16 protein-coding genes and 2 tRNA genes are annotated in these 19720 nt (G+C 59.7%); 7 read left to right on the forward strand and 11 right to left on the reverse strand.

Translation table 11 applies throughout. The annotated features are described in order from the left end of the window. The first annotated feature begins 52 nt into the window (after positions 1–52). On the forward strand, positions 53–241 hold the full coding sequence (locus OXE05_13265; protein ID MCY4438287.1) for a PQQ-binding-like beta-propeller repeat protein: 189 nt from the start codon (positions 53–55) through the stop codon (positions 239–241). A gap of 95 nt (positions 242–336) precedes the next feature. Here OXE05_13265 and OXE05_13270 read toward each other — a convergent pair whose 3' ends face one another. The 5 genes from OXE05_13270 to OXE05_13290 form a co-directional block, all read right to left on the reverse strand. Continuing rightward, positions 337–1359: an ABC transporter ATP-binding protein gene (locus OXE05_13270; protein MCY4438288.1), complete on the reverse strand. Its 1023-nt coding sequence runs from the start codon at positions 1357–1359 to the stop codon at positions 337–339. A 4-nt stretch (positions 1360–1363) separates the two neighbouring features. After that, a complete protein-coding gene (locus tag OXE05_13275; GenBank protein MCY4438289.1) occupies positions 1364–2329 on the reverse strand; it encodes an ABC transporter ATP-binding protein in 966 nt (321 codons plus the stop codon). Beyond that, complete coding sequence (locus OXE05_13280) at positions 2326–3276, reverse strand: ABC transporter permease (GenBank protein MCY4438290.1); 951 nt, start codon at positions 3274–3276, stop codon at positions 2326–2328. Before OXE05_13280 ends, OXE05_13275 begins: the two co-directional genes overlap by 4 nt. After that, the gene (locus OXE05_13285; GenBank protein MCY4438291.1) at positions 3276–4424 is read right to left on the reverse strand and encodes an ABC transporter permease; all 1149 of its coding nucleotides are present in this window, start codon (positions 4422–4424) and stop codon (positions 3276–3278) included. Before OXE05_13285 ends, OXE05_13280 begins: the two co-directional genes overlap by 1 nt. Positions 4425–4801: 377 nt before the next feature. Further along, positions 4802–6784, reverse strand: a complete 1983-nt coding sequence (locus OXE05_13290; GenBank protein MCY4438292.1) for an ABC transporter substrate-binding protein — start codon at positions 6782–6784, stop codon at positions 4802–4804. 301 nt (positions 6785–7085) lie between these two features. Here OXE05_13290 and OXE05_13295 point away from each other — a divergent pair, with 301 nt between their 5' ends. Both OXE05_13295 and OXE05_13300 read left to right on the forward strand, forming a co-directional pair. Next, positions 7086–10748, forward strand: coding sequence for an N-6 DNA methylase (locus tag OXE05_13295; GenBank protein MCY4438293.1), 3663 nt, complete (start codon positions 7086–7088; stop codon positions 10746–10748). Between the two features lie 251 nt (positions 10749–10999). Then, positions 11000–12172, forward strand: a complete 1173-nt coding sequence (locus tag OXE05_13300; protein MCY4438294.1) for a pentapeptide repeat-containing protein — start codon at positions 11000–11002, stop codon at positions 12170–12172. Between the two features lie 69 nt (positions 12173–12241). On the opposite strand, the gene OXE05_13305 is transcribed toward OXE05_13300, so the two are convergent. The 4 genes from OXE05_13305 to OXE05_13320 all read right to left on the reverse strand — a co-directional run bounded on the left by OXE05_13305 (position 12242) and on the right by OXE05_13320 (position 13854). Then, positions 12242–12703: a PIN domain-containing protein gene (locus tag OXE05_13305; GenBank protein ID MCY4438295.1), complete on the reverse strand. Its 462-nt coding sequence runs from the start codon at positions 12701–12703 to the stop codon at positions 12242–12244. A 19-nt stretch (positions 12704–12722) separates the two neighbouring features. After that, positions 12723–12989: a hypothetical protein gene (locus OXE05_13310; protein ID MCY4438296.1), complete on the reverse strand. Its 267-nt coding sequence runs from the start codon at positions 12987–12989 to the stop codon at positions 12723–12725. 397 nt (positions 12990–13386) lie between these two features. After that, positions 13387–13461: transfer RNA gene (locus OXE05_13315), tRNA-Met, on the reverse strand. A gap of 320 nt (positions 13462–13781) precedes the next feature. Next, positions 13782–13854 (reverse strand) — tRNA-Ile (locus OXE05_13320). Positions 13855–14107: 253 nt separating this feature from the next. On the opposite strand from OXE05_13320, the gene OXE05_13325 reads away from it, so the two are divergent. Continuing rightward, positions 14108–15061 carry an ornithine cyclodeaminase family protein gene (locus OXE05_13325; protein ID MCY4438297.1) on the forward strand — a complete coding sequence of 318 codons (954 nt, stop codon included), beginning with the start codon at positions 14108–14110 and terminating at the stop codon, positions 15059–15061. Positions 15062–15543: 482 nt separating this feature from the next. Here the strand turns inward: OXE05_13325 and OXE05_13330 are convergent, their stop codons facing one another. Further along, a complete protein-coding gene (locus OXE05_13330; GenBank protein MCY4438298.1) occupies positions 15544–16095 on the reverse strand; it encodes an HDIG domain-containing protein in 552 nt (183 codons plus the stop codon). Between the two features lie 345 nt (positions 16096–16440). Between OXE05_13330 and OXE05_13335 the strand changes: the two genes are divergently transcribed. From OXE05_13335 to OXE05_13345, 3 genes are all read left to right on the forward strand, one after another. Next, positions 16441–17157, forward strand: a complete 717-nt coding sequence (locus OXE05_13335; GenBank protein MCY4438299.1) for a hypothetical protein — start codon at positions 16441–16443, stop codon at positions 17155–17157. Positions 17158–17440: 283 nt separating this feature from the next. Further along, the gene (locus OXE05_13340) at positions 17441–18043 is read left to right on the forward strand and encodes a hypothetical protein (GenBank protein ID MCY4438300.1); all 603 of its coding nucleotides are present in this window, start codon (positions 17441–17443) and stop codon (positions 18041–18043) included. Between the two features lie 275 nt (positions 18044–18318). Further along, positions 18319–18789 carry a DUF1801 domain-containing protein gene (locus tag OXE05_13345; protein MCY4438301.1) on the forward strand — a complete coding sequence of 157 codons (471 nt, stop codon included), beginning with the start codon at positions 18319–18321 and terminating at the stop codon, positions 18787–18789. Positions 18790–19396: 607 nt separating this feature from the next. On the opposite strand, the gene OXE05_13350 is transcribed toward OXE05_13345, so the two are convergent. Next, positions 19397–19609 (reverse strand): hypothetical protein, encoded by a 213-nt coding sequence (locus OXE05_13350; GenBank protein MCY4438302.1) that lies wholly within the window; start codon positions 19607–19609, stop codon positions 19397–19399. Positions 19610–19720 lie beyond the last annotated feature (111 nt).

The following is a 19720-nucleotide window of genomic DNA, read 5'->3' on the forward strand; positions in this document are numbered from 1 at the left end:
GTGGTAAAGTCGATGCTCGGAGTCAGGCGACATTGTATTCCATGCGCCGACCATGGTACGTGGCGTGGTCTACGCTGGGTCGGACACTGGCTTCGTGCACGCGCTGGATGCCGAGAACGGGGAGTTACTCTGGAGTTCGACAGTCCAAAGTGCCGTGCAGTCCTCACCCGTAGTGATTGACGGAAAGGTCTACGTTAGCACAGAATATGGATTCGTCTACGTGCTGCTTGCCTCTGGATAAAGAGACTCGCCGGACTTATAGGGCATTGCCAGAACCTGCGGGCAGCGAATCACTCGATGTGCATTTGTAGAGCGCTACTGGACAGGAGTCGAACTCTATGCCTTGTAGCAAGCTACTTCTTGCACTTGGCCTTTGCGTTCCAGGGGTGGGTGGTCGTGGGTTTCGCAGAAGTCGTCGGCTATGGGGCAGCGTGGGTAAAAGCGGCATTGAGCCGGGGGGTTTACCAACGTGGCGATGCCGCCCTTGATCTTGACCGGAGCACGCGCGACCGTCGGATCGGGCACCGGCACCGCTGAGAGGAGCGCCTGGGTATAGGGGTGCTGCGGGTGCTTCAGGATCTCCTCCGTGTCGCCGATTTCGACGATCTTCCCCAGATACATCACCGCGATACGGCTGCACATGTAGCGGGCCACCGCCAGATCGTGGGTGATGTAGAGGTAGCCGATCCCCAATCCGGCTGCCAAGTCTGCCATGAGACGCATCACGCCGGTCCGCACGGAGACATCCAGCATCGAGGTCGGCTCGTCGGCCACGACGAATGACGGTTCGACAATCAGCGCCCTGGCGATGGCGACGCGTTGGCGCTGCCCGCCGGAGAGTTCGTGTGGGAAGCGAAAAAGAAACGCGCGCGGCGGTGTGAGACCGACGAGCGCGAGCATCTCCGTAACGCGGTCGATGCGGTCCACCAGCGTGCCGATGTCTTGCACCTGCAAGGGCTCGGCGATGGTATCGAAGATCGTGCGCCGGGGGTTCATAGACTCGTAGGGGTCCTGAAAGATCATCTGCGCGTGTTTTCTGAAATCCTTCAGCGGCTTGCCGCGCAACGTCGCGATGTCCGTCGGTTCCCCTGTACCGTCGTCGAAGATCACGTGTCCGTCGGTGGGGTCGATCAGGCGCACCAGCATCTTGCCGGTGGTCGTCTTACCGCATCCGGACTCACCGACCAGCCCCAGGCTTTCACCTCTCCCAAGCGTAAAGTTGACGTCGTCTACCGCGTGAATGAAGCGCTCGTTGCGCCGGAAGCGTGAGGTAGCGGCCGGGAAATGCTTGCGCAGGCCTTCGACCTGAAGCAAGGGGCGATCGTCATTGGAGGAAGTCGGTTGTGCGGCCTCAGCCATCGCCCTAGTCCTCCGGTGGATTCCAGCAGTCGGCCCATTGGTCGCCGCGACGAACTCTGGGCGGCTCCTGCTCGGCGCACACGTCAGTCGCGAACGGGCAGCGGGGATGGAAGTGGCAGCCGGTTGGCAAGTCCAGAGGATTCGGCGGCTCGCCGCCCAGCGTGGCGAGATCGTGTTTCTCACCGGTCACGCTTGGGAACGCCGACATCAACGCCCGCGTGTAGGGATGTATGGGTCTGGTAAAGACCTCCTCCGCCGTGCCGTACTCGACAATCTTGCCCGCATACATCACGGCAACGACGTCGCTCACCTCGGCAATGACGGCCATATCGTGGGAAATGTAAAGCATGCTCATGTTGAGCTCTTTGCGGATATTGCCAAACTCGCGCAGAATGTGGTCCTGCACGATGACGTCCAGCGCGGTAGTTGGCTCGTCGGCAATGATGAGGTCCGGTTCACACGCCAGCGCCATGGCGATGATGGCGCGCTGTTTCATGCCGCCGCTGTACTCGTGCGGATAGCGCTGAATGAAACTGTGATTGAGGTTCACGAGATCGTATAATTCGCCCACGCGCTCGACCATCTCCTGCCGAGCGGATGAGGTGTGCTGCTCAAGCGCCTCGATGATCTGGTCGCCGACCCGGTACACCGGGTCCAGGGCGTTCATAGCGGACTGAAAAACCATGGCAATACGGTTCCACCGATACTTCCGCATCTCTTCATCGGAGAGCGACACCAGGTCCACGCCGTCCAGCAGGACCTTGCCGCGCAATATCTGGGCATTGTCCGGCTGGAGTCTTAAGAGTGCCAGGGCGAGAGACGACTTGCCGCAGCCGGATTCACCCACCAGTCCCAGCGACTGCCCTCTCTCCAACGAGAGCGAAACACCGTCAACCGCGCACACCTCGCCCGCACGCGTTTGGTAGTGCATCGTGAGGTCTTCAACGGCCAGCAGAGGGGAACCGCTCATAGGCGCCGCAACCTCGGGTTGACGATTTCATCCATCGCCCGTCCTACCAAGTAGAAGGACGTGCAAAGCAGCGTGATGGAGAGACTGGCCGGGAATATGAGCCACCAGTATTGGCCGACTTGCAACAGATAGCCCGCCGCTTCGGTGGTGTGAATCATGAGGCCCCAACTCATGCGTACGTCCAAGAGGCCCAAGAAGCTCAAGATCGCTTCCGAAAAGATCGCGCCGGTGACCGTGAACATCATGTAGAGGAACGACAACGGCAGGAGGTTGGGGACAATGTGAATGAAGATAATATGCAACGGGCCGCCGCCGGCGGCGCGAGCGGCTTCGATATACGGCTTTACAACCACGGAAAGCGCCTGGGACTTCAGCAGAATGCTGGCGCCGCCGAATCCGGAGAGGATGCCGATGATGAGCGCCAATTCGAAGTGCTCTACGCCAATCAATGCGCTCAGGACGATGAGGATACTGATTCCCGGCATCATGACCATGAGGTCGGCGAATCGCATCAATATCGTGTCAATGATGCCGCCGTAGTAGGCGGCAATCGCCCCGACAGTCGTGCCGATGGTGACCGTGACGACAGCGGCAAGCAGACCAAGCAGGAATTCGGTCCGCGCGCTGTGCATGAGTTGGCTGAGGACATCCCGCCCCAGGGGATCAGTGCCAAGCAGATGGCTGCGGCTGGGCGGCGCGGGTTGGCGGGTCTCGTCAAATGCATATCCGACTACGGGATCGTAGACGCGCTCCTCCCAGACGGTGTTCATGAGAATCGGATGGGTCAGGGCGAGACCGAGATAGAAGACGATGATCACGAGGCCGATTACGCCAATGCGCGTGCCGAGAAAGAGCGACCAGTTCTCGCGCAGGCTCCGCATGGCCAGGGTGAGCCGCACCTTCCGGAGCGAAGGCGCTGCGCTTTGGGGAGCAACGTCTACAGCCACTAGTACCTGATCCTTGGGTCCAAGAAGACGTAAATCACGTCCACCGCCAGGTGGGCGAGCAGGACAAATATGCCTACGAAGACGAACGCGCCCACCGCCAGGGGCAGGTCTTCCGCTACGGCCGCCGACACCAGCGTCTGTCCCATGCCGGGCCACGAGAAGACCGACTCGATGATGACGCCGCCGTCCACGGCAAACGCCAAGCTAAATACGAGGCTGGTCACCACCGGCAGCAAAGCGTTGCGCGCCACGTGCTTATCGCGCACAGCTTTTTCCGGCAGGCCCTTGGCGCGGGCCGCCAGCACAAAGTCCTCGCGCATCGTCTCCAGCATGCTGTTGCGCGTGAGCAGCATGGTGCCGGCAAAGCTGATTAGGGTCAGGGTAAGCACCGGCAAGACCATGTGATTGACGATGTCCCAGGCGAGATAGCCGTGCCCAGTCAGCCGCCAGACTCCGACCATCGCACCCACACTCACGATAATGCTGCCAAGTTGGATGAGCCGCGCCCCCGCAATACGGAGCCGCGTCGTGATGACGAAGACGACGAATACGACGATGGAAAGCGCCAGCGCCGTGAGCATCATGCGGCCGAACAGCGTATTCGCCTCGATCGGCGCGTCCCGCCACAGCACGGGGTCGAGGAACTTGCCGATGGGGAACCACCCCGCCTTGAAGGCAAAGAGCCAGATCATCATAAGCGCGAACCAGGGCGTGAAGACCGTATAAAGCGTCACGCCGCCAATGGTGGTGGCGTACTCGGTCCAGCCGCCCCGCTTCCAAGCAATGATCTTTCCCAGCAAGAACCCCAGATAGAAGGAAAAGACCGTGGCCGTAAAGAAGAGCGCCACCGTGCGCGGCAGGCGTTCCATGATGACATCGGCGACGCTACGGGGGTAGTGGGTGAAGGAAACGCCGAAGCTGCCGGTAAAGACATTCCTGACATAGACGAGGAACTGCTTCCAAAGGGGCTGATTCAGCCCAAATTGGTTCTGCAGCCGCTCCCGAGCATCCGGCGGCAGCTCCGGATTCATCGCGTAGACGTTGCTGATATCGCCCGGCTGCGCGTTAACGATGAAGAAGACAATGCAAATAAAGGCGAATAGCGTCAGCAGTATCTGAATAGTCCTGCTGAGCAGATAGGAAGCCATCCGCAGGCACCACCCCTTTGTGATTGACTATTGCGCCTTATTATTCACGCTCACGGGGTTGGCGTCAAACTTTACAGCGAAAGGGAATGAATCGGGCAACCAAGTCAATTTCGACTACCTATGAGATAGGGATATTCTTTGAATTGGGCTATTTGCAAGCATCCTCGCGGAGCCTCATTCCACCTCTCGCTCACGGCAAACGGCATACTACTGCCGGCGCCGCTTCAGGACACTTGGCGATAGGAGACCAGTCTCAATGACCCCGGACAAGACGCAGTATAGTTCCGGTCCCGGCGAAGGAGGTCGAGAAAGAGGGCGGCGACGGACGTGTACAACGTCCGTCGCCGCCCTGATTGTGCTCGCGGGATTGCGCGCCGCTACTTGATGACTACTGATTGCTGCATGCCGTTCACACCCTCAATGCCACCCAGCACCTCCGTGTAGGGGAACTGGATACTGGCAGGCCGATACGAGTCCAGCTTGGGAATGGTGAACAGCGTCACGTAGGGCAGGTCTTCGGCAAGGAATTCTTGCAACTGGAAGACCTTATCACGCGCGCCCTCGATGGTAGTCTCAGAGAGCAGGCTAAACGAGATTGAGTCGTAATCCTCGTTGGCGTAACCGCCCCAGTTGTAACCACCCTCGTTCTCCGGCGCGTGGCGGCCGTTGAAGAAGGTTTCCAGGTAGTCTGGGAAGAGGCTCAAGCTCCAGCCCAGAATCCACATGTCCAGATCATCGCCCACGGTCTCGCTGAAGAGCACGCCCACGATGACGTTGAAACCGGTCAGGTTGGCGCGCACCGGAATGCCGATGTCGGTCAACCAACGCTCGATCCAGATGGCGAACGTGGCCCGCAGCGGGTCATATCCGGCGCTCGGAGCGATGATTGTCAAAGCCGGTACGTCGGAACCGTCGGGCATTTTCAGGCCTTTGCCCGCCTTGGCGACGAAGTTGCCGTCTTCGCTCATCTCCGGCTCTTCCTCATAGGTAAAGCCGGCGCTCTTGAGCAGTTCCACGGCCTGCTGCAGCCGCTCGCTTCTGTCCAGGCCTTGGCCGAGGCTGGGCGTATCGGCGTTGAACCACGCCGCGTTGCCGGACGGCACCATGGAGTACGCAGGTATGGCCGCGCCCTGCAGCACGGTCTGGGTGACGAACTCCTTATCGATCATGATCGCCACCGCTTGCCGGAATTCGCGGATGCTCATAGGCTCCTTGCGCACGTTGAACCCCAGGTAGAACATGCCGTTATCCAGGTTGCTGACGATTTCCAGGTCGCCCGCCGCTTGGATGCGCTCGCGGAAACCCTTCTCCAGCCCCAGGGGGTTGAAGACATAATCGATGTCGCCCTTGGTCAGGGCCAAAATGGCGGCATCCTGGTTGCCATAGATGCTGAAAAGCGTGGATTCCACGTGCGGACCGACCGTATACTCCAGCTCCTTGTCACCGCCGGCCTCACCGAAGTACGTGGCGGTGTAGCCCAGCCGCTCGTTGACCTCCTGCAAGACGCCGCTGGCGTACCGTGTGATAACGGAGCCGGTGGCGTAGTAATTGTCGGCCCGGGAATTCTCGAAGAATGCGCCCGGTTCCCACTTGCCGAACGTGAAGCCGCCCAGGGTGGGATCGTTCTCGGGCACGTGCGCCATGAGCGCCTCGATCTGCGCTTCCGGCTCGCCGGCCTTCTTGGCCTCTTCAACCACGGGAGCCCAGTAGTGCTCCGGCATAATCGGCATGAAAGCGAGGCCGAATTGCCACACGCTCAGGCCGGGTGTCTGCGGATTGCCCTCGGCATCGGTTGCTTTGAAGAAGACCTTGATCCGATGGCTGTCGATGGCTTCGATGCGATCGAGGAAGGCCGGGTCCACCACTGCGCCAAAGTTGCCGCTAATGCCCAAATCGAGCACGGTGTGCGCGGTGAAGATGATGTCGTCTGCCGTGAGTTCCTCGCCGTCGCTCCACATGATGCCCGGTCGTATGGGCACCTCGGTGGTCCAGAATTCTGTGCCGTCGACGGTCTCTTTCGCCAAGTCCGTCGGGAAGTCAGCCGCCAAGCCGGGGACCCACTCGAAAGTCTGGTCCGAATAGCCATACAGCGTACTGGTCCAGCCGCCCAGGACGTACTGCGTCCAGACTGAGCCGCCGGGGCCGCCGTAGTAGTTCCAGTAATTGCGCGAAATGGGCTCCTCGAAGATGCCCATGCGGTAGACCTGCGGTGCCATCTCCTCAGGCGCTTCCACGGCCTCCTCAGCCACCGCCGCTTCCGGCTCGGCAGCAGGAGGCTCCTGCGCGCACGACGCCAGCGCCACCGCCGCGAGAATAGCGACCAAGAAAACGGCCGCCCTGATCCACATTGATCTAAACACCGTAACTCCTCCCTTACATAACTATCCCTCTTGCAGCGTCTCTCGCCAGCAATTCGTGCACCGTAATCCCCCTCCACGAGAGATCGCTACAGCTATGACTGTTAAGACCTTAGTGTACACGCTCCCACACGCTCGTCAAGTATGCTGATAGACCCGCCTCTAGCAAGAACCGCATCATGCAAAGTGACGGTTGGTTTCTCACAGACTGCTCGTACGGGCAGCACAATTGGACTTCGCTGTACAATGTCTCTGAGCGTCGATTCCAAACTAAATGGGCCTATTGAACATCCGATCAAAGAACATGACCGCAAGCAAACTCACCACGGCAGTTGAATCCTACCTTGCAGACTTGCGACGGATTCGTGACTCCGGCGGCGCGACTGACGAGCGCTCGCTTTACCCGCCGCTGTCTACCCTATTGAATGCCATTGGTGACACCCTTAAGCCCAAGGTATTCTGCGTGAGCGATATGGCTGAGCAGGGCGCAGGGCATCCTGACTTCGGCATCTATGTTAAGCGTCGCTCATCCGGCTCGCGCTCGAAAGCGGGCTTGAAAGCAAGCAAGAGCGATGTGCCCGAACGCGGCGTGGTCGAGGTCAAGCCCCTGAGCGACGACGCCTGGCTCACCGCCGAGAGCGCCCAGGTAAGCCGTTATTGGGAGCGCTACCGGCTCGTGTTGGTGACCAATTGCCGCGATTTCGTGCTGCTGGGGGAAGATGCGCAGGGCCGTCCCGCCAAGTTGGAGACCTTTCGTCTCGCGGCTAGCGCCGAGGAGTTTGCAGAGAGGCTGCAGACGCCACACTCCTTTGCCCGTGAGGTTGGCGCGGGATTGGGCGAGTACCTCTGCCGGGCGCTTTCACACCGGGCGGTGCTGGCCGAGCCGCGGGACCTGGCCTGGCTGCTCGCTTCTTACGCCCGCGACGGACTGGCACGGGTTGAAGCGTCGGGTGATGCGCCGTCGCTGACGGCAGTACGCAATGCACTGGAAGAAGCGCTTGGCGTCCGTTTCGAGGGCGCAAAGGGCGCCGCGTTCTTCCGGTCAACCCTCGTGCAGACCCTCTTCTACGGCGTCTTTTCCGCTTGGGTGCTGTGGTCGCGTCAGTTGCCGCCGCCTGCCGGCGCATTTGAATGGCGTACCGCTGTCTGGCACTTGCGCGCGCCGGTATTGCGGGCGCTCTTTCAGCAGCTCTCCGATCCTGCCCGTCTGCAAACGCTGGGATTGGTCGAAGTGCTCAACTGGACCGCCGCCGCACTTGACCGGGTGGACAAGGAAGCCTTCTTCGCCAGTTTCAGCGAAGGCGAGGCGGTTCCCTACTTCTACGAGCCGTTCCTGGAGGCTTTCGATCCCGTGCTGCGTAAGCAACTGGGCGTCTGGTATACACCCGTAGAGGTGGTGCGCTACATGGTGGCGCGGGTGGATAAGGCGCTGAAGGACGATCTCGGCATCGAGGACGGATTGGCGGACGAAAGAGTCTACGTGCTCGATCCCTGCTGCGGTACCGGCGCGTATCTGGCGGAGACGCTGCGTCGCATCGCGGAGAATCTCCAAAGCCGGGGTACGGGCGTGCTCACCGGTGCGCAGGTGAAGCGGGCGGCCATGGAGCGGGTCTTCGGCTTCGAGATCATGCCCGCGCCGTTCGTGGTGGCCCACCTCCAGGTCGGGCTTACTTTGCAGTCCCTCGATGCGCCGTTAGCAGAAGACGCGCCGTCTGCGGACGGCGAGGCCGAACGCGCCGGTATGTTCCTCACCAATGCTCTCACTGGCTGGGAGCCGAAGACGCAGAAGCCGCTGCCCTTTCCCGAATTGGAGCAAGAGCGCGAGCGCGCCGACCGGGTGAAGCAGGACGCGCCTATTCTGGTGGTGCTCGGCAATCCGCCCTACAACGGCTATGCGGGCATGGCGGTGGACGAGGAACGCGAACTCTCGGAGGCCTATCGCACCACGAAGCGCGTGCGCCGTCCCGAAGGCCAGGGGCTGAACGACCTCTACGTCCGTTTCTTCCGCATGGCCGAACGCCGCATCGCCGAGAAGACCGGCCAAGGCATCGTCTGCTTCATCTCCAATTACTCTTGGCTCGAAGGCCTCTCCTTCACCGGCATGAGAGAACGCTACCTGGAGGCGTTCGACACCATTCGCATCGACTGCCTGAACGGCGATAAGTACAAGACCGGCAAGACGACGCCGGATGGCGCGCCCGATCCCAGCATCTTCTCCACGCCGGAGGACCCGGTCGGCATCCAGGTCGGCACCGCCATCACGACTCTGGTGCGCAAGGCCGACCACACTCCGACCGAGCACGTAGCCTTCCGCCACCTCTGGGGCCAGGCCAAGCGCACGGCACTATTAGAAACAGCGGAAACGGAACCGGAGGCGCTATATGAATCCGCCTCGCCGCTCCTGCCGCTGGGCCTGCCTTTCGCGCCTACGGCGGTAAGCCAAGACTGGTTCGACTGGCCCGCGCTGCCCGATCTCTTCCCGGCCTCGTTTCCGGGAGTGCAGACTGGCCATGATCCGTTTCTGGTTGAGGTTGATCTTGGTCGGCTGAAAGCGCGTATCGCAGATTACTTCAATGCGAAACTCGGCCATGAGGAGATCGCAGGGCGTTTTCCTTCTATCATGCAAACTGTGCAACACTTTGATGGCAGGTCAAAGCGTGACATACTGCTCAATCGTGGTGGCCCCAGCGAGGCAGGCTTCGTGAAATTTGCCTATCGTCCGTTTGATGTTCGCTGGCTCTACTGGGAATCGGACAGTGGTCTGCTCAATCGTCCTCGTGCTGAATATATGCCGCATGTGTTCGAGGGGAATGTGTGGCTCTCATCGGCACAGCATCTACGAAAAGGCGAGACGCAGCCCCAAGCTTGGTTTACTCGGCCCATTTGCTCCATGCACATGATCGAGCGGGGCACCAGCATGTTTCCCGCTTGGCTCCGCGACACCGGCTTGGGTGCTGATGAAACCGGCGTACAGCGTATTCCCAATCTCTCGCCCGCCGCGCAACGCTACCTCGACCGTCTCGGCCTGGGCGTGGAAGACCTCTTCTACCACACGCTCGCCGTGCTCCACGATCCCAGTTACCGAGAAGCCAACGCCGGCGCTCTGCGCATGGAGTGGCCGCGTATCCCGTTGCCCGGCTGGCCTGAGTTATCCGCCTCGTCCCCCGCTGGTAGGGGCGGTTCGCGAACCGCCCCTACGGTCGCGCTACATACGGATGCGCCTGCCGCGGACCACTCCGTCGTTCCCGTGAAAACTCGCCCCGTGCCGGGGCGCGGAATCCATCCGGCCTCCGATGCGGCGGACATCTTGGCCGCCTCCGCCGCCCGGGGCCGGCAACTGGCCCACCTCCTCGACTCCGACACCCCCGTGCCCGGCGTCACCACAAGCGACCTGCGGCCTGAGATAGTCGCCATCGCCCAGCCCGCCACCACCGACGACCGCAACATGACCGGCGACGACTTCGGCCTCACCGCCGGCTGGGGGCACTATGGCAGCGGCGAAGCCGTCATGCCCGGCCAGGGCAAAGCAATCGAGCGCGCCTACACCCCTGCCGAATGCGACGCCCTGCCTTCCCGTCATTCCGGCGCAAGCCGGAATCCAGAGCTCCCCAGCCAGCCCAAACCACTGCGACAGGGAGAGACCACTAACCGCGCCCCGGAATCCGTCTCAGCCGCGTCCGTCCTCGGCGAGACCACCTACGACATCTACCTCAACGACCGCGCCTACTGGCGCAACGTCCCCGCCAACGTCTGGCACTACAAACTCGGCGGCTACCAAGTCCTCAAGAAATGGCTCTCCTACCGCGAACAAACGGTCCTAGGCCGCCCCCTCAAGCCGGAAGAGGTGCAACACTTCACCGACACCGCCAGACGCATCGGGGCTATACTGCTGCTTACAAAGAGAATCATACCTATAGTCAAGGATAGGGAGGCTGACACGCATGGGTATGGCACGAAGTCTAGCTGATTTGAGGGCGCTATCCGAAGACGAACTCATTGCTCAGCACGATGAGCAAGCGAGGAATACGGTCGTTGGGATTCAGTACTACCTAGATGAATTGCGATATAGAGAACAGTCACGCATCGCTGCAAATATAGAGCAGTTCACACGATATATCCTCTGGCTGACAATCGTTGTGGTAGTAGCCACTGTAGTCAATGTAGGTTTCGTGGCATACACTGTCCTCAAGTAAATGTTCATAGCCACTGAAAGCCCCGATGAACCCCTTTGACTGGTTACTTCATCCTCGCCAGACCACGGCTAATTTGCGTCGACGACTCCGCCGTGACCGCATACACATCAAGGTTTGGCTTGGCTGGGTTATTCTGCTTGTCTTGGTAGCCGTTGCCGTAGTCGCTACCGTTGTGTTCTGGGGCTGGATTAGCAACGATCTCTGGACTTGGCTGGGCACCACACTAGGCGGGCAGGAAAGACTAGAATCCAACTCTACAACTCTCCGCAATGTCGGGTTGTTGATTGCGGGGGCAATCGCGGTTCCACTTGCCGTGTGGCGCAGCATCGTGGCCCAGCGACAGGCCAAAACGGCGCAACAAGACCTGTTGAATGACCGCTATCAGAAAGGCGCGGAGATGCTCGGCAACGAGGTCCTCTCGGTACGCTTGGGCGGTATCTACGCGCTGCAACGCCTGGCGGAGGAACATCCGGAGCAATACCACATCCAGATCATGCGGCTATTCTGCGCTTTCGTGCGTAGTCCCACTATGTATAATGGCTCCGAAACCAAAGAGGAACTGATGAGGACCAAGTCAGACACTGAGGAAACTCGGGGAGACAAAAGACCACAGTTGCCAGAAGACGTCAAAGCGATCATGGAGGCGATCCGTGTGCGCAGTAAGAAGAACATTGCACTTGAACAGAAATCGGAGTTTAAACTGACCTCATACCGTGGTCCCCTCCTAGAAATGGATACTCCCGAGGAGAGCTTTCAAGATCTCCAACTCCGATTTGCAAGTCTTTCTGGCGCAGACCTTCGCGGCGTAGATCTATACGGCACGGACCTACGAGGCATAGACCTGCGTGACTCAAAGCTCCAAGGCGCAACCTTAGTCGGTGCTAACCTAAGTGGTGTGAAATTGTCCAAGGCGAAACTGTCGAGGGCGAAGCTTGTGGTGGCAAAACTGTCTTTTGCCGATCTGTCTGGTGCCAAGCTTCGGGGTGCAAACTTATTTGGCGCAGGCTTCTTAGTTACTAACCTTCAAGAGGCGGACCTGTCTGGCGCGAACATCCAGAATGCTGAGATGCTGACACAGAAGCAATTGGATGAAGCGTGTGCAGATCCCGGCAACCCACCACAACTGATAGACGCCGTTGACTACATTTCTGGCAAGCTGCTAGTGTGGCGTGGCAAGCCGCTCGACGACGAGGCATAGGCGCTTATGCCATATTTGACACCGCGTCTCGGCGAAATGGCGGGAGAGCGCAAAGGCCGTTTATTTTCATCAGAATTCCCGTAGATAGTTGAAATTGATCGCCGAATTCGGTTCTTTCCTTGCCGCTTCCATGTACAAGTCTAGGTCCACGGTAAGAAGTGGAGTCTTTTCCGAAATGACTTCCAGTAGTGCGGCATCGGTGATGCCGAGTTGCCTGAACGCACGATTATTGGAAGCATCGGTGCCGGCAACGACCACTTCCTTGCTATCACGGATCAGGCGCCTAAGTTGAAGGAATAAACGGGATCTTTCAGGTTTCCCATGTTGCGCGAGAAGGTTAGAGGTCTCGGTGAGCGTATGCGGCGTTACGAAAACTTGCTCCACTCGGTCAAGTAGGTCCAGCAGGATTTCGTAGTCATCTACTGTGTACGCTTGCAACCGCCTATGCTTGGCGATAATGTTTCTACTAGCTCTGCCCGCGACAAAAAGCAAGAGTAGGTTTGAATCGATGAAATATCCCTCTATGGCCATTCGGTCACTCAGTAACTCTCTAATCACGATCCATGACTGACTTTACGCGCCCATAATTATCGTCAATCCGAAATACCTTGTAATGTCGATCTTTTGGAAGCTTCCCACTGTCTCCTGTCGGTAGGGGAGTTGTTTCCCAGATTCGCGCGAAGCTGAGGGTGATCACCCACTCCTGATCCTCATCAAGAAAATCGGCCTCCTCAAGACCGACGTAGCTGATTGGCTCACCATTGAAGAGTTCCAAGAGGTGTTGCTTCGCTGTCTTTACCGCTTCTCTAACATCCATTTTGGCCTCCATCATATTCTTCACATGAAGCCATTATAGCGTCATACGCCTTGTGGGACGAACAGCGCCGGCGTTATGACCGGACTCCTGCTCATGCGCCCCCCTGTCTGCGCCCAGGTGGGGTTACTTTTTCTTCGGCGGCGGGGGTGGAGGCGGGGGCGGCTTGACCGCATTCAGGAGCTTGAACGAGTCTGCCGGGTCCTGGGAGCGGCCAAATGCGGCGCGCTTGCGCGCGGACTGAGCTTGCAACGCTCTGCGCCTCTTTGGCGAAGGGTTCGGTTCTTTGACCATAGGTTTACCTCCGGACACATTAACACGTTCTCTTTGCTGCACCTTTCACTCAAAACGCAAAAGCACGCTGGAGTGCAGCGTGCTGACCAGATGCTTTTGCGTTGTGTGGTGGCGGGGGTGAGACTCGAACTCACAACCTAGGGCTTATGAGTCCCCCGCTCTGCCTTTGAGCTACCCCGCCAAATCGTGCCTGCGCCTGCTTTGTACCTCTGCATCATAATGACGTCCTGTCGATTCACCCTCACCCCGGCCCTCTCCCTCAAGGAGAGGGGGTAATCCCTGGCCTTAGCCCTCTCCCTCAAGGAGAAGGGTTTTCCCTGAACATAGCTCTCTCCCTCAGAGAGAGTTGCCCTGGACACAGCCCTCATCCTAATGAAGAGGGCGCAAACCCGGAGCTTGGACTTGCGAGTGGACTACGTTAGAAAGGTGCCAAATCACCGCTGCGAATACCGGCAAAGACGGATGCCATCTAGCGGTACCACGGCGGCAGACGCAAACAAGTGGGCCCACCTGGATTCGAACCAGGGACCTTCTCCTTATGAGGGAGCAGCTCTAACCACTGAGCTATGGGCCCCAGCCACGCTGCTTTGCGGCACGCGTGACTCCCTTGCATTATACGAAGCCGCTCACAGCAGCGTCAATTGAGGCGCGCCCTACACAGACGTTGCGCAGAATTGAAATGTGGGGTCGGCTTAGCCGGAACGCCTATCGGATTTCAAGCGTGGTACCATGCTGGCAATGCGTCGGTACCGGCGCCGGCACGGTATGTGCGTGACTCTCGCCAATACAGGCGCATCAAATGTCAGAGAACAAGGGGAGACCTATCGATGGCTCGGTTTCTTACGGAAGAAGACGTGCGGCAACTCCTGCCAATGGATGAAGCGCTGGAACAGGTGGAGGCCTGTTTTCACGCGCTCGGCACAGGGCAAGCGCGCAACCAGCCGCGCCGCCGCATCCGCATGCCCGGCGGCATGATGCACGTGATGTCCGCCGGCGACAGGGGGCTCGGCGTCTTTGGGCACAAGGTCTATACCACCACGCGGCAGGGCGCAAAATTCCTGGTCACGCTCTACAGCACGGAAGACGGCCGGACGCTTGCCGTGCTGGAAGCCGGACTGCTGGGCGCGATCCGCACGGGGGCTGCCAGCGGCATTGCGACCAAGTACCTGGCAAATCCCAATGCGACGGTGCTGGGCGTGCTCGGCACGGGCAAGCAATCGCCAACACAAATCCAGGCGATCTGCGCGGTGCGGCCAATCACGCAAGTGCGCGTGTACAGCCGGAAAGCGGAGCGGCGTGAGGCCTTTGCGGCGGAAATGGCGGACACACTGGGCATTCCGGTGACGGCGGCGAGCAGCGCACAAGAGGCCGTCGAGCCCGCCGACGTGGTGGCGGCCATTACCGCCAGCAAACAACCGGTGCTGGCAGGCGCGTGGCTCAAACCCGGCGTCCACGTGAACGCTGCCGGCAACAATATGCTCACGGAGCAGGAAGTGGATGCTGATGTCTTCCGGCGCGCATGGCTCGTCACCACCGATTCGCTCGAGGGCGCCAAGATCGAGTGCGGCGACCTGCTGGCGGCAGTAGACCCGGGCATCGTGCAGTGGGAGGACGTGATCGAGATCGGCCAGGTGGTGGCGGGACGGCACCCGGTTGATCGCCCTGCCGACGCGATTACGGTCTACGAGTCCCAGGGCATCGCCGCGGAAGATCTCTATGCCGCCGTACATGTGCTGCGCAAAGCGGAGGCACAGGGGATCGGGACAGAACTGCCGTTCTAGCCGCCGGGCACACGCGGCCTCGTGTGGTCTTCATGCTAAGCGCGTGGGCCTGGGTGATGCAGTCTCGGCCGTGAACCTTACTGTCAGGCTGTAGCGCGGGGGCTTGTCCCCCGCTCATTGGCGTTTGCCAAGAGGCGCGGGTTACAGGGGATATACGGAGCAGTTGGAATCCGCGCCCCCGCACGGGGGCGAGCGTGCGCGGGAATGACGGACGATGCGCCTCTTGCGCTGGCCTCTCACCCTTGCTCATCTGTGGGCCTTCTTCACCATACAATTCATGGCCTGGGGACGCAGGTTACAAACCTGCGCTACCAGGGCAGTTCGTCGCACATCTTGGCGACAAGTTGAAGCCGGCTCTTTGTAGCGCGGGGGCTTGTCCCCCGCTCTTCACTGCGCCTGCTGCAGATCATCTTGGGAGAGGTGCTGGCCACACCGTTGCCATTCAACGGAGGCAATGTTCGCCGCCTCCGCCACAGACGCTTTCAAAGCCCCAATTCGTCGGAAATTCCCTGCAGTGCCGTCAGGTTGATGGCAGCAAAGTCCGGCAGCGTAAAGCCGATGCCGCTGCAGGTCTCGATCTCCTCGCGCTTGGCGGAGGCGGCGAACGCCTTCTCCTTGTACTTGCGCATCACGAATTTGGGCGTGACCGAGGCGAGTTTCTTGTCGGGACGCACCAGCGCGCAGGCGATGATGAGGCCGGAGAGGTTGTCGCAGGCGTAGAGGGCCTTATCCATCAGGCTTTCGCGGGGCACGCCGTGTTCGTCGCTGTGAGCTTGAACGGCATGGATCACGCGGGGATCGCAGTTGCGCTCCTCCAGCAATTTTGCCATCAGCAGCGTATGCTGGGCCGGGTCCTTTTCCGTAGCTTCGTAGTCGGCGTCGTGCATCAAGCCCGCCAGACCCCACAGGTCTTCGTCTTCGCCGAAGTGCCGCGCCAACTCGCGCATGCAGGCCTCCACCGCCAAGCAGTGCTTCACGAGATTCCTGTTCTTGAGTAATTCGTGGACGAGTTCCATGCCTTCTTCACGAGTCATAGTCTGCGTGCTCCCGTAAGTGTTATCGCGCTACTCGCCTCTCCCGAAGCCCTATTGGCCTTCGGGAATGCGGGCAAGCTATCGAGCCAGATAATGCAGGTCAAGCGCCGAGTGCAGTATAGCAAGAGATCCGCGCAAGCGCAGCCAACCATGCAGATGCAGACGCTTCATGCGGGCCGGTTGGTGAGTGCGTACCCGTCGAAGCATCGACGTAGACAATAGGTAACAAAATAGAGTGGACACTCACACAAATTCACAATCTGGCAACAATCCCAAGATAGTTTTAGAGTGAACACATAGATACTCTACAATCGTAGTGGAGGAATGCGCTTGGATTCACAAACGATGATGAAATTATCTCGCCACTTTCTCCGACGGAGAGCGCTCCTCATACCGTTGGCGGCGGTGCTGGCAGCATGTAGCGGCCAGGGACGGAATAATACGGAAGAGCGACCGACCCTATCGCAAGGGGCCGATGACGCCCCGACGCCTGCCGCACCGGCACAAGCGCGGCCGCCTGCTGAGCAGTCGACGGCTGTCACACAGTCCGCCGCTGCAACAGAATTGCCTGCCACACCGGCATGTGAAGATGACGACGATCCCACGCCACCCCAGACTGCAGGCCCGTTCTACACACCCAACACGCCCCTACGGACCTCGCTGTTGGAATCCGGCTTTGCCGGTACCCGGCTGCTGCTCTCAGGCCAGGTGCTCTCCACGCAGTGCACGCCGCTTGCGGGCGCGCTGCTCGACTTCTGGCACACCAACGACGCAGGTGAATACGATAACGAGGGCTATACCTTTCGCGGCCACCAATTTGCCGATGACGCGGGACGCTTTACGCTGGAAACCATCGTCCCCGGCGTCTATCCCGGTCGCACGCGCCACATTCACGTGCGCGTGCAAGCCCCGAACCAGCCTATCCTTACCACCCAGATCTACTTTCCGGGGGAATCCGGCAACCAGGGCGACGGCATCTTCGATCCCGCCCTGCTCGTGAAGCTGGCGGATGCGGCGAACGGCAAAGAGGCCCAGTTCACCTTCGTGCTGGACGCGCCGTAAACGCGCGAGCGCACTGACTATTGTGTGGTCGATCCGCAAGCGAGCTGGCGTGTCCCCCACCGCGGCCCTACGTCGGTGGTCCGGCTGCCGACACCGCATTGCCCACGTAGACGCTCCCCTTTGAGCAACCTAGCGGGCGCGCAAAAGCACAATGCCTGCGTCTGCGTACGGGCTTGGGCTCGGCTCCCACGGCGGCAAGGGTCACCCGGTATGCGGTGCTATACTGTAATGAAGTGAGCCAGCAGCAAGTGTTTCAGTCAACGGGGGACAAAGGAGTCGCCGGATGGTCGGACGAATAGTCACGGGTATCGTAGTCATCTTGGCGGCGATAGCGCTGGTCGCGTGCGATACGGCATCGACGGCTACGCAACCGGCAGCATCGCAGTCGCCGCTCGCCTCTCTGCCAAGCTTGGATGAGATCTCCCGGGAGGCAGAGCCCGGCCTTTACACCCAGGCTTTCGTGGCGGAGGCGATACGGCGCTACGACGCCGACGGGCGCGAAGCCACGCTCGCGCACTTCAACAATCCGGAAAGCGTGGACGGCGAGTGGTACATGTTCATCATCGGGGAAGACGGTGAAGTGCTGGCGCATTCCGCTATTCCGGATAACGTCGGCTTGTTTGTCAAGAAACCCTTAGGCGTCGACGCCAATGGCTACGACTTCGGCACAGACATGCTCGCCGCCACCGAACAGGGAAGCTGGGTGAGCTATGTCTATGAAAATCCGGCCAGAGACAACCTGCTCGAGACGAAGCACGCGTGGGTAGTCAAACATGACGGCTTGATCTTCGCCTCCGGCTGGTATCAAGTCGACCGCTACGACGCCCCGCCGCAGCAGCGACCGCCGACCGATCCGAATAAGGTGATTGCACAGCTTGCGCATTGAAGTGGACGAACGTCCGATTGCGAATACAGCTCTCTTTGACACATCCTTCGCTATCGCATTCGAGCAGTCGGCATAGGCTGTCACGGCGGGGGTTGAATCCCCGCTCCGGGCAAAGGATTATGGAGAGCGGAGAGTGAGCAGCCGCTCAAGGCCAGGGTTGCTAATGAATGCGTAGCTACCTAGGCGAGTCCACACCCAGGCGAAATGCAAGTGACAGAATTGGGGTTCCCTCCCACCTAAAACGAACTGGCCAAGCGCGAATTGGAGTTAATGCAATGGCCGGCAAGTCGTCCAGTGAGCCCAAGAAAGCCGCCAAGAAGTCGTTACCCAGGTCCGCTGACGGCAAGGTAGTCCTGCTTTCCGGCGGCAATCCGCAAATCGCCAAGGCCGACGGTGACGCCCCCGTGCAGAAGTACATTGCGTATATGCCGGGCTGGAAGAGCGACCTGGGTCGTCGCCTCGACTCGGTCATCGAACGCGAGGTGCCGAACGTGCAAAAGTGCGTGCGCTGGAACTCGCCCTTCTATGGCGTGGAGGGCATGGGCTGGTTTCTGAATGTCCACGTCTTTACCCGCTACGTAAAGGTGACCTTCTTTCAAGGCGCGGCGTTGCGGCCCCTGCCGCCGGGCTCGGGCAAAGACCCGGACGCGCGCTGGATCGACATCTACGAGGATGCTTTCGACGAGGAACAGTTTGCGGAGTGGGTGCGACAGGCGGCAGTGATTCCCGGCTGGGACCTGCGGTGAAGTTCATAGGACTTCTCGGGGTATTTGATAGCGGAGTTGCGCCAGCGAATAGGTGATTGCGTAGCTTGAGAAGCAATGAGGATGGCAACTCCGCTCGCTCGCCGACGACAAGACGAGCAAGTTGCGTGGCCGAAGTTCCGCTGACTGCAGGATACGGGTGAGGAGTCCTATGGAAGACGCCATTGTCAAAGCGCTCAAAGAGCACCGTAGCGCTCACCGCAAGCCTGATACCGAAGAGTTGCCGCAAGATGTGGCCGACCTAATCGACTCTGACCCTTTCGCTTTCCTCGTTGGGTGCGTATTCCAACGCGGAATACCTTGGCGTAGAGCGTGGGAAATCCCATACCACATCAATCAACAGGGTATGCTTGAATCAGCTAGACTTTCCTCGGCCACAAACGGTGAAATAGAGTCCCTCTTCAAAAGCCTCCCCGTGGGGCCCAGATATCCCAACAAAAGCGTGCGCACGTTGAGAGAGACCGCCGCCCTGGTTGAGGAGTTTGGCGGGATTGCCTCCGCCATCTGGACGGACACTACTCCGTGCGTTGTCCGACAACGACTCCAAGGAATCTATGGTGTGGGACCAGGCCTTGCCGCTATGGTAGTGCTACTGCTCCGCGACCAGTATGGTTTCTTTCGAGGGCAGGAACACGAGATTGACATCAAACCCGATGTTCACGTCCTGCGCGTGTTGAATCGCAGCGGACTGATCGAGAGCGAAGATGAGGGCCTCGCGATATGCGCCACGCGGCGCCTCGCCCCGCATTACCCAGCGGAGCTTGATTGGCCGTCTTGGGATATTGGCCAGCGGTGGTGCCATAGGACGAATCCCGACTGCGTCAATTGTCCGCTCACCGGCGTCTGTCCCCGGCTTATCTGAAGTAAGGACCGAAAAGCCGCATTTAATGCTTCGAGGTTCCTTTACGCAACC

It is taken from the genome of Chloroflexota bacterium (assembly GCA_026710945.1).
Taxonomy (GTDB): Bacteria; Chloroflexota; UBA11872; order VXOZ01; family VXOZ01; genus VXOZ01.